Origin of the sequence: Streptomyces sp. NPDC046805 (genome assembly GCF_040645355.1) — a bacterium.
In the GTDB taxonomy this organism is placed as follows: Bacteria; Actinomycetota; Actinomycetes; order Streptomycetales; family Streptomycetaceae; genus Streptomyces.
Map to the genome: position 1 here is coordinate 231,933 of NZ_JBEYYC010000007.1, position 9,196 is coordinate 241,128.

The following is a 9,196-nucleotide window of genomic DNA, read 5'->3' on the forward strand; positions in this document are numbered from 1 at the left end:
GGCTCCGGAAGACACCAGGCGGTACTAGGACTCCGCAGCCGCGTACTGTGCCAGCAGTGCCTCGCTCGCCTTCTCACTGATCAGGTACACCGCGCTGGCGATGAACAGGCCCGGGATGTCGGGGAAGACCGACGCGTCCACCACGCGCAGCCCCTTCACCCCACGCACCCGGAAGTCGCCGTCGAGCACGGCCGAAGGGTCGTCGTCGGCGCCGATCTTCGCGGTGCCGCAGGCGTGGTGTCCCCACGACTGGTCGCGCACCCAGTCCTTGAGCTGGTCGGCGGTGCGGACCTCGGGCCCGGGGATCAGCTCGCGCTTGACGCCGGCGTCGGCGGCATGGGCGAACAGGTCGCGGGCGATCTCCATCCCGTCGACCACGCCTTGCAGATCCTGCTCCCAGCCCGGGCTGCCCTCGGAGAAGTAGTGGAACCTGATCTCCGGCGGCTCGGTGGGATCGGCCGAGCGCAGGGTGACCGTGCCGCCGCGGTTGTTGGTGTGTCCTTTGAGCACGACCACCGCCAGCCGGTCGTGCGCTTGGGCGCCGTCATCGGAGTAACCCGGGTAGTAGCCGTGGAAGTCGATGGGCAGCACGAGCAGCATGAGGTCGGAGTCGCCGTCGGACACACTCGACTTGGCGATGATCGTCGCCAGCAGGCCGTTGGTCGCGTACGGTCCGCCGTGGTCGGTGTCCCACTCGTCGATCAGCGCATCCCGCCGCTGCCCCTCGGTGGGCACGTCGAGCGACGCGCCGTCGAAGAGCGCGTAGTCGTCGTCCAACTCGGCGACCACCGAGACCTCGTAGCGGTCGTGCAGGTTCCGCCCCACCCCGGGCGCGTCGACGCGCACCGGAATGCCCAGCCGCTCCAGTTCGTCGCGCGGGCCGATACCGGACAGCATGAGCAACTGCGGGGTGTTGTACGTGCCGCCGGCCAGGATGACCTCATGCTTGGCGTACGCGGTCCCTTCGGTGAATCGGCCCTGGTCGTGGTTGTGGTCGGGGTCGTGGCCTTGGTCCTGTTCTCGATCTGCCGGGTCGGGACGGAGACGGCAGCTCTTCTCCGACGAGGCGCCGTACGCGCGACGCTGCTCCCGGTAGGCGACGCCCACCGCCCGGTCGCCGTCGAAGAGCACGCGTGTCACCAGCGCGTTCTTCTTGATCGTGAGCAGGTCTCCGACCTGCTTGCGCACGTCGAGCAGTCGCTCGCGCGTGCCGTTGCGGACCCCCGCGTCCGCCGCGAACGGGATGAACCCCATGCCCTCGAAGTCCGGCGGAGTGTCGGCCGCGTTGGGGTCGCGGGGCAACGGGATGTCGTCGGGGATGCCGAAGCGATCGCGCGCGGTCTGCTCGACGGCACTGATGATGTCGAGGAACTTGGGTTCCCGGCGGGCCAGTTCGGGTGCGGCCCGGGTCGTGCCTAGCCAGCCTTCCCTGCCGTGCCGGGCCTTGGCGTCGCGCTCGGCGGGAGTGTCACCGGGGAGCGGCTCGGCGTCCACGCCCTGCCAGTTCTCCAGCCGCCGGAACCGCTCGCGCATCGCCTCGACTTCCCAGCCCCGGTCGCCGGTGATCTCCACCAGCTTCTGCCACTCCTTGCCCTGCGGGAACAGCGTGATGAGGGCGTTCACCGTCGTGCTGCCGCCCAGGGCGCTGCCCCGCGGATAGAGGACGCCGTCCTTCGCGTCGACGAACTTGCGATCCTCGCGCTGAGTCGCCGTATCGTCCGAATGCCGTACGAAGAAGCTCCACGCCATGTCGGGGTCCTCGCTGGCGTAGGCCTGCATGATGGGAATCGAGTAGTACGGGCAGTCGTGGTCGTCGCCGGCCTCGAGAACCAGCACCCGGTGGCCCGCCAGGGCGAGATTGGCGGCCAGCGGACCGCCGCCGGCGCCCGTGCCGACGACGATGAAGTCGAATTCCTGAACGCTTTCATGGGGTTGCTGAGGCATCCGGCTCCCTCCTCCTGACCACGGTGCCCCGACGACGGGGGACACGCCACCTGGCCTGCTGTGGGCGGGGGGAGACTTTGGGCCCCTGGGACCCGGCGGACCCATGGGGTTCGTTCTCGGGCGGTCGCCGGAGTTGCCATCAACGCGGGAATCTCGGGTAAGCCCGTTGGTATGCCTTTGTCTGCCGATGCCGCGCCGTCGGGGGAAGGCCTTGTGCTGCCCGCGGGGACTACCCGTGGGTGAAGCCCTGGCCCTGGCCTCCGCGCTCTGCTTCGGTGTGACCCACTTCGTGAACGGGCTCGTCTCCCGCCGGATGGACGGCATCACCGTGGCCCTCTACGCACAGCTCGGCGGGACCGTGGTCGCGCTGTGGCTGGCGATGTCGTCATCCGGTGGCGTCGGGACGGCGTGTGACTACGGGTTCGGGGCGCTCTCGGGCGTCGGTACGGGCGTGGGGGTCGCGTTCCTCTACCGGGCGATGTCGCAGGGACAGATGAGCGTCGTCGTCCCGGTCAGTGACGTGGGCGCCGTAGCCCTTCCCGTTCTGGTGGGGGTGGCCTTCCTGGGCGAACGCCCGGCCACCGTCGCCTGGGTCGGCATCGCGGCTGCCGTCCCGGCACTCTGGCTGGTCTCGCAGGCGTCGGGGCCGGGCCCGCGCCCGGGCCGGGGCCGGGGAACAGGTTCACCGGTGACCGCCGGAGTCCCCGCCGCGCTGGCCGCGAGCACCTGCTTCGGGGTGCAGTTCCTGGCGATGGCCCAGGTGGGTGCGGATGGCGGCCTGTGGCCCGTCGTCGTCAGCCGGATCGCCTCCCTGCTGGTGATCACCGCGGTGCTCGTCCTCTTCCGGTCGCCCGCGACGATGCCCGGCCGGCTGACGGCGGTGGCCTGCGCGGCCGGTGCCGTCGGGACGGTCGCCATCATCCTTTACCTCGCCGCCACTCGGCACCAGCTGATGGCCGTGGCCACCGTACTGTCGGCGCTCTACCCGGCCATCCCGGTCCTGCTGGCACTGGTCTTCCTGCATGAGCGGCTCACGCGGTGGCAGACCGCCGGACTGGTCTGCGCGGCCGCGGCCATCGCGCTCATCGCCCTGCGCTGAAGACGGCGGTACGGCTGCCGGAGCGCCAAGTGTCCGCACCACCGGGCTCACCCGTACGACGCCGACACCGCGCCGGAGAGACGACACTGCACGACGATGGGCGTAGGAACGGAGGTCGCCTTGGGACACGCTGTCGGTGATGTGCTGGGCCTGGCGGCCGCGGTCGCGGTCAGCCCACTTCCCATCGTGGCGATCATCCTCATCCTGGCCACGCCGCGAGGACGCCTCAACGGCCCGCTCTTCGCTCTCGGCTGGCTCCTGGGACTCGCACTGCTGGGTGCGATCATGCTCGCGATCGGGGGGCACGGGCGGCGCGTCCACCCACAAGCACCCCGCCACCTGGGTGGGAGCCCTGAAGCTCGCCCTCGGCCTGCTGCTGGCCCTCTTCGGCGCACGGCAATGGCGCCGACGCCCCAAGGACCCCACTCAGGCGCAGCTCCCGAAGTGGATGGCGGCCATCGACCACTTCACGCCCCTCAAAGTTCTGGGGCTGGGGCTGGTGCTCTCGGCAGCCAACCTCAAGAACGCACCCCTGACCATCGCCGCGGGCGCCTCGATCAGCTCAGCCGGACTCCCGGTGCCCCAGCAGATCGGAACACTCGCGATCTTCGTCGTCATCGCGTCCCTCGGCGTGCTCGCACCGCTCGCTGTCTACCTGGTCATGGGCGAACGCGCGAAGAACCTCCTCGGCAACTGGCGCGACTGGGCGGCCCAGCACAACGTCGCCGTCATGGCCGTCCTGTTCTTCGTCCTCGGCCTCAAGCTCCTCGGGGACGGCATCAGCGTCCTCACTGCCGGCTGATCACGCATCGGACGTGAGTGGTGAGCCGTCCCTCGTCGTCGCTGACGTGGAAGGCGAGGGCGGGAGGGAGGGTGGTCGAGGTGGACGTGGTCCTGCGGGTGGGGAAAGACGCTTTATGACCGCAACCCGAGTCCGCCGTCTCCATCTGGCCGGCACCCTGACGGAATCCGGGCGCCTGCGTGCGCGATGAGTGCTGCCACTTGCCTCCGGCTGCCCGCCGGGCGCGGGTGGCAGTGACGGCAATCTTCTTCGTCCATGGCGCCGTCTTCGCCTCCTGGGCCACCAGGGTTCCCGCCGTGCAGACCGAACTCCGGATGTCCGACGGGCTTCTGGGCCTCGTACTCGCTGGTTTGGGAGTCGGTGCGCTGGCCGGCAGCCAGGCGGGCGGGGTGCTGGTGCGGCGCCTCGGCAGCCGCGCCGTGAGTGCGATGGCGCCCGTGGTACTGAGCGTGCCGCTGGGCCTCGTCCCGACGGCGCACTCGGCGTGGACCCTCATGGGCCTGCTGGTGCTGCTCGGAGCGGGCGACGGGTGCACGTCGGTTGCCATGAACGCTCAAGCGGTCGTCGTGCAGCGGCGGTACGGACGCGCGGTGCTCAATTCGATGCACGCAATCCGTAGCGTCGGCGCCGTCACCGGGGGCTTGGCCGGAGTGGCCACCGCGGCCCTCGGTCTGACACTGACGACCCAGTTCGTGGTCATGGCCGCGGCCCTCGCTGTCGTATCGGCGGTGGCGGCCCTTGGGCTGGGGCCGGACGGGAAGCGCGCGCAGCAGGCGGAGCGAAGCGACCGCACTGAACAGACCGAACAGATCCAACGGATCGAACAGCCCGGACAGCCCGGACAGCCCGATCGGACCGACGTGACCGGTCAGGGACCAAACAGGCGGACAGTCGTGTCGATGCTCGCGCTGATGGCCTTCCTGGCCGCATGGGTGGAGGACGCCCCGGCCTCCTGGAGCGGCGTGTACCTGAGGAACGTGGGGGCGGACGCCGCTACCGCCGCAGCCGGATACGCGGCCTTCTCGGCCGGCTCGGTCCTCGCCCGACTGTTCAACGACCGGATGGTCGACCGCATCGGCTGGGACCGCCTTATCCGGGCCGGCACCCTGTGCTGCGCCGCCGCGCTGACCGGGGCGCTGCTCGTCGGACAGCCAGGCCTCACGCTGGCGGCGCTCGTCGTCGCCGGTGCGGGAATCAGCGCGGTCTTTCCCGGCGCGTTCACCACTGCGGGCGGGCTGCCCGACGGGGCCTTGGTCATGGGCCATGTCGGCTTCGCAGGGAACCTCGGCTGGCTGCTGATCTCTCCCGTCATCGGCGCCCTGGCAACACTCGTCGGTCTGCCGACCGCCCTCGGCGTTCTGGTCGTCGCGGCAGCGACCATCGCCGTCCTGGCCCCGATCACCCGCTCGGCCACACCAGCGGGCTCCGATGCCCAGCGGACCGCCCGGCAGACGAACAGCTGAGGGGGAGCGAGAAGCGGCGGCGCCCGAATTCTCTTGCTCCTAGGAGGACTTCGCTCCTTACGGTTGCCGTTGGGCGCCGCTGTCGACTGAGTGAGGCCACGCCGCCCGCTCCACGGTGTGTGGATCGACGGCAGACGGGATGGGAGCTGGGGACGTAGTGGGATGCGGCAGGTGGGCAACCGGACCCCAGCACGCGGTGGGTACCCTCTGGGCTTGGTTTGACGCTCCGTCGGGTGGTCGAAGGGCAGGGGGCTATGGGGGCTGGAAGGCAGGGCAGGTCGGTGGCGGGGTCGGAGAGATATCCGAGATTGCTCCCGGTGCTTGGGATGTTCATCGTGCTGGCCGCCGTGCTGGAACGCTGCCTGTCGCTGCTCGACGGACCGAAGACGTACATACTCTGCGGTGACCTTGTCGAGCTGTCCGAAGAACTCGACCGGGAAGCAAGTGTGAACCGGTGGCTCCTGCTGGCCGGCCTATTGCTGTCCGTGGCAGCACTGGTCGTCTCACGTGTATACCGCTGGCGGGTTCTCCCCGTGCTGACGCTGTCTGCGGTTCTGCTCCTGGTGGTTCTGGCGGACGGTTATGCGGCGCGCGCGGATGCCGTCGCCCATCGGATCTGGACATCCCAGACCGGCGACGAACCCACGGACGCGTACAACACATCTCGAGGCTGGTTCAACTGGAGCCCACTCGGCCCGTGATCCACCAGGCTCTGAACGAACGCCCAAGGCACTGACCAGCGTTGCGACGCCGCGGGTATGGGTCCGCCATCCTCTCCGCCGCCGAAGAGCTCGTTGCTCGCGGGGGCTCGACATCTCTCGGCTTGAACGTCGTCGGGGACAACGAGGCAGCCGTTGCCCTGTACCGCCGCAATGGCTATGACGTGTCATCGATGGCCCTGCGCAAAAGCGTGCAGCGAGCGCCTGACATCAACGGCTGCCGCCAACAAGCGCGAACAGCACCGGCCGACGTCGGACCCCGGAGGACGGATCCCCGGGTCGCAGGCCCGTTTGCCGGTGGCCGCGAAGCCCGGTGATCGACCTGACAAGGATGAGGCTTGGTCACTCCACCTGCGTACGTTGTACGCTGCGTCGATGCGGAAGCGGCGCGTCCCGTGGGGGCAGGTCAGTTTCTACCTGGCCTGGTGGTCGGTGGTCACCATCATGTTCTGGCTGTGCGGGAAACTCCTGGGGGATCCGACGGGCATCGTGTTCAGTGCCCTCTTCGGCGCCATCGCGGTAGGGGCCGGAGCGCTCAGGGATCGACGTGCTGCGCGACGTACTGAGAACAGCTGAGGTCCGTGCCATACCCGTGCCAGATCTGACGGGGATCCACGGGGAACCGCAGTCGCCGGCGGGTGCTTGACCTTCGACCTACCCACGTGGGCAGTTCGCAGGTCGGAAGGGCACTCGCCTCACCTCGCTCCTGAAGCGGCTGACGCAGGTTCGAATCCTGCCGGGGGCACCACGCCAAAGGCCCCGGACCGATCATGGTCCGGGGCCTTTGTCATCCAGCTCTGACATCAACGAGGGCGGTCATTCACGGCCGGGACGCCGTCGTCCCGGCCGGTCACCCCATCGTCTTCTGGCCGTCCAGGGCCTCGCGGACGATGTCGGCGTGGCCGGCGTGCTGGGCGGTCTCGGCGATGATGTGCAGTAGTACGCGGCGAGCCGACCATTTGGCGCTGCCCTCGAACCACGGGGCCTTCGGCAACGGCTGGGCGGCGTCGAGGTCGGGCAGGGTGGAGACCAACTCGTCGGTCCGGTGCGCCACTTCGCCGTACTCGGCCAGCACACCGGCGAGCGTCTCGCCGGGCAGCATCCGGAACTCTTCGGCGCGGGCGGCGAAGTCGGCCTCGGTCCAGGTGGTGAAGTCGGGCATCGCCGACGGTCCCTCCAGGAGGAAGGCCACCCAGCCCCGCTCGACCGAGGTCACGTGCTTGATCAGACCGCCGAGGCACAACTCGCTCACGGTGGTGCGCAGTCCGGCCTGCTCGTCGGTGAGGCCATGGGTGGTGAAGCGCAGGAAATGCCGATGCTTGGCCAGCGCCTCCAGCAGGTCGGCGGCCTCGCCGGTGGCGGCCGGCCCGTGTGCGGTCGGCTCGTTGACGCTCACGGTCTCGCTCATGGTCTTCGCCCTCCGTTGGTTCTCTCTGCCGGACGGGGTCCACGCTAGGAGCCATAGCGGTCACTTTCTGGCCTGAATTGCGGAAGGATCGGAGTCATGGCGAACACCAGCACGCGGACGCTGCGACTGCTCTCCCTGCTCCAGACCCACCGGTACTGGCCGGGCGGGGAGCTGGCCGATCGACTGGGTGTCTCGGTCCGCACCCTGCGGCGTGACGTCGACCGGCTGCGCGAGCTGGGCTATCCGGTCGAGGCACAGCGCGGTGTCGACGGCGGCTATCAGCTCGTCCCGGGCGCGGCGCTGCCGCCGCTGGTGATCGACGACGAGGAGGCGGTCGCGCTCGCCGTGGGCCTGCAGGCTGCCTCGGAGAGCCCGGTGGAAGGCATCGCCGAGTCCTCGGTCCGGGTGCTGGCCAAGGTGGTGCAGGTGATGCCGGCCCGGCTGCGGCGCCGGGTCGAGGCGCTGCGCGCGATGACCGTACCCGCCAACTGGGGCGGCCCGGCCGACGCGGGCGTCGACCCGGACAAGCTCACCGCGGTGGCACTGGCTTGCCGGGACAACGAACAGCTCCGTTTCTCCTACGGCGCCGCCGACGGCCGGCACAGCGACCGGCACGTCGAACCGCATCGGCTGGTCTGCCTCAGCCGCCGCTGGTACCTGGTCGCGTACGACCTCACCCGACACGACTGGCGCAGTTTCCGAGTGGACCGGCTCACCGCTCCCTACGGCACCGGCGCCCGGTTCCGCCCCCGCGACCTGCCCGCCGCCGATGCCGCCGAATTCATCCGTGCCGGCCTGAACAACCTGCCTCACCTGTACCAGGTCGAGGTCCTGGTCGACGCCCCGGCTGAGACTGTGCGCGAACGGATCGGGCAGTGGAGCACAGTCGAGGAGGTCGATGGCGAGCATTGTCGGGTGCGGATGACCGCCGAATCCCTGGACTGGCCGACCCTGGCACTCGGCGTGCTCGACGCTGACTTCCGCGTCCTCGACCCGCCCGAATTGCTTGACCGGATCCGCGAATGGGGCGCACGGTTCAGCCGAGCAGCCCAACTAGCCCGTAAAGGAAGGCAATAGCACTCCCCGACCAGGTTGAGCCGCCTGTTGTCCTGGTCTTTGTCCAGTGTGCGTCCGGCCGCCACCGTTCACCGCCGTACGCACACCCAAGGTTGCCCGGCAGACACATCCGAGCCTGCTGGCTCGATCGGAGAAAGCAGCAGATCACCGGCAGGGCACATCGAACAGCCCCCTTGGAGATCTCTCCAAGGGGGCTGTTTCGTGTCCTGGGGTACAAACGACGGACAGCGCGTCAGGCCGCGCTCTCGGCCGCACCCAGGGGGACAGAAGGCAAGACAAGGTAGAGAAGGCGGCCGCCTTCTCTACCTTGATCAAGTTCGGAGAGCTTGGGCTCCTCCGCCTTCCTGGCTCCCTCCGCGACCCAGCGCAGCGTTCAGTACTGCTCGGTCTCCACAAAACCCGCGTCCGCGTCGTCGGCGCCGAAGGCGTCGGCGGCGGCGGTCGGGTCGAATCCGGGCGGGCTGTCCTTGAGGGCCAGGCCCATGCCGGCCAGCTTCGCCTTGACCTCGTCGATCGACTTCGCACCGAAGTTGCGGATGTCGAGGAGGTCGGCCTCGGAGCGCGCCAGGAGCTCACCCACCATGTGAACGCCCTCACGCTTGAGGCAGTTGTAGGAGCGGACCGTCAGCTCGAGCTCCTCGATCGGGAGCGCGAGGTCGGCGGCCAGGGCGGCGTCCGTGGGGG

At 69.4% G+C, this 9,196-nt stretch carries 10 protein-coding genes and 1 pseudogene; 8 read left to right on the forward strand and 3 right to left on the reverse strand.

Annotated features, from left to right (window positions below):
- Window positions 1–24: 24 nt before the first annotated feature.
- Complete coding sequence (locus tag ABZ910_RS10800; RefSeq protein ID WP_361361785.1) at window positions 25–1,944, reverse strand: GMC oxidoreductase; 1,920 nt, start codon at window positions 1,942–1,944, stop codon at window positions 25–27.
- Window positions 1,945–2,179: 235 nt separating this feature from the next.
- Here ABZ910_RS10800 and ABZ910_RS10805 point away from each other — a divergent pair, with 235 nt between their 5' ends.
- The 7 genes and pseudogenes from ABZ910_RS10805 to ABZ910_RS10835 all read left to right on the forward strand — a co-directional run bounded on the left by ABZ910_RS10805 (window position 2,180) and on the right by ABZ910_RS10835 (window position 6,603).
- A complete protein-coding gene (locus ABZ910_RS10805; RefSeq protein WP_361361787.1) occupies window positions 2,180–3,043 on the forward strand; it encodes an EamA family transporter in 864 nt (287 codons plus the stop codon).
- 96 nt (window positions 3,044–3,139) lie between these two features.
- Window positions 3,140–3,298, forward strand: a pseudogene (locus ABZ910_RS10810) (hypothetical protein); the annotation flags it as partial.
- Window positions 3,299–3,386: 88 nt separating this feature from the next.
- Complete coding sequence (locus ABZ910_RS10815) at window positions 3,387–3,845, forward strand: GAP family protein (RefSeq protein ID WP_361361789.1); 459 nt, start codon at window positions 3,387–3,389, stop codon at window positions 3,843–3,845.
- A gap of 233 nt (window positions 3,846–4,078) precedes the next feature.
- Window positions 4,079–5,308 (forward strand): MFS transporter, encoded by a 1,230-nt coding sequence (locus tag ABZ910_RS10820; protein ID WP_361361791.1) that lies wholly within the window; start codon window positions 4,079–4,081, stop codon window positions 5,306–5,308.
- A gap of 326 nt (window positions 5,309–5,634) precedes the next feature.
- Window positions 5,635–6,009 carry a hypothetical protein gene (locus ABZ910_RS10825; protein ID WP_361361793.1) on the forward strand — a complete coding sequence of 125 codons (375 nt, stop codon included), beginning with the start codon at window positions 5,635–5,637 and terminating at the stop codon, window positions 6,007–6,009.
- Between the two features lie 41 nt (window positions 6,010–6,050).
- The gene (locus ABZ910_RS10830) at window positions 6,051–6,344 is read left to right on the forward strand and encodes a GNAT family N-acetyltransferase (protein WP_361361795.1); all 294 of its coding nucleotides are present in this window, start codon (window positions 6,051–6,053) and stop codon (window positions 6,342–6,344) included.
- Window positions 6,345–6,402: 58 nt separating this feature from the next.
- On the forward strand, window positions 6,403–6,603 hold the full coding sequence (locus ABZ910_RS10835) for a hypothetical protein (protein ID WP_361361797.1): 201 nt from the start codon (window positions 6,403–6,405) through the stop codon (window positions 6,601–6,603).
- A 274-nt stretch (window positions 6,604–6,877) separates the two neighbouring features.
- Here ABZ910_RS10835 and ABZ910_RS10840 read toward each other — a convergent pair whose 3' ends face one another.
- A complete protein-coding gene (locus ABZ910_RS10840) occupies window positions 6,878–7,435 on the reverse strand; it encodes a DinB family protein (protein ID WP_361361799.1) in 558 nt (185 codons plus the stop codon).
- A gap of 96 nt (window positions 7,436–7,531) precedes the next feature.
- On the opposite strand from ABZ910_RS10840, the gene ABZ910_RS10845 reads away from it, so the two are divergent.
- The gene (locus ABZ910_RS10845) at window positions 7,532–8,512 is read left to right on the forward strand and encodes a YafY family protein (RefSeq protein WP_361361801.1); all 981 of its coding nucleotides are present in this window, start codon (window positions 7,532–7,534) and stop codon (window positions 8,510–8,512) included.
- Between the two features lie 373 nt (window positions 8,513–8,885).
- Here ABZ910_RS10845 and ABZ910_RS10850 read toward each other — a convergent pair.
- Window positions 8,886–9,196, reverse strand: a 311-nt coding sequence (locus ABZ910_RS10850; RefSeq protein ID WP_361361803.1) for a DNA-directed RNA polymerase subunit alpha C-terminal domain-containing protein, incomplete at its 5' end; no start/stop codon positions are given.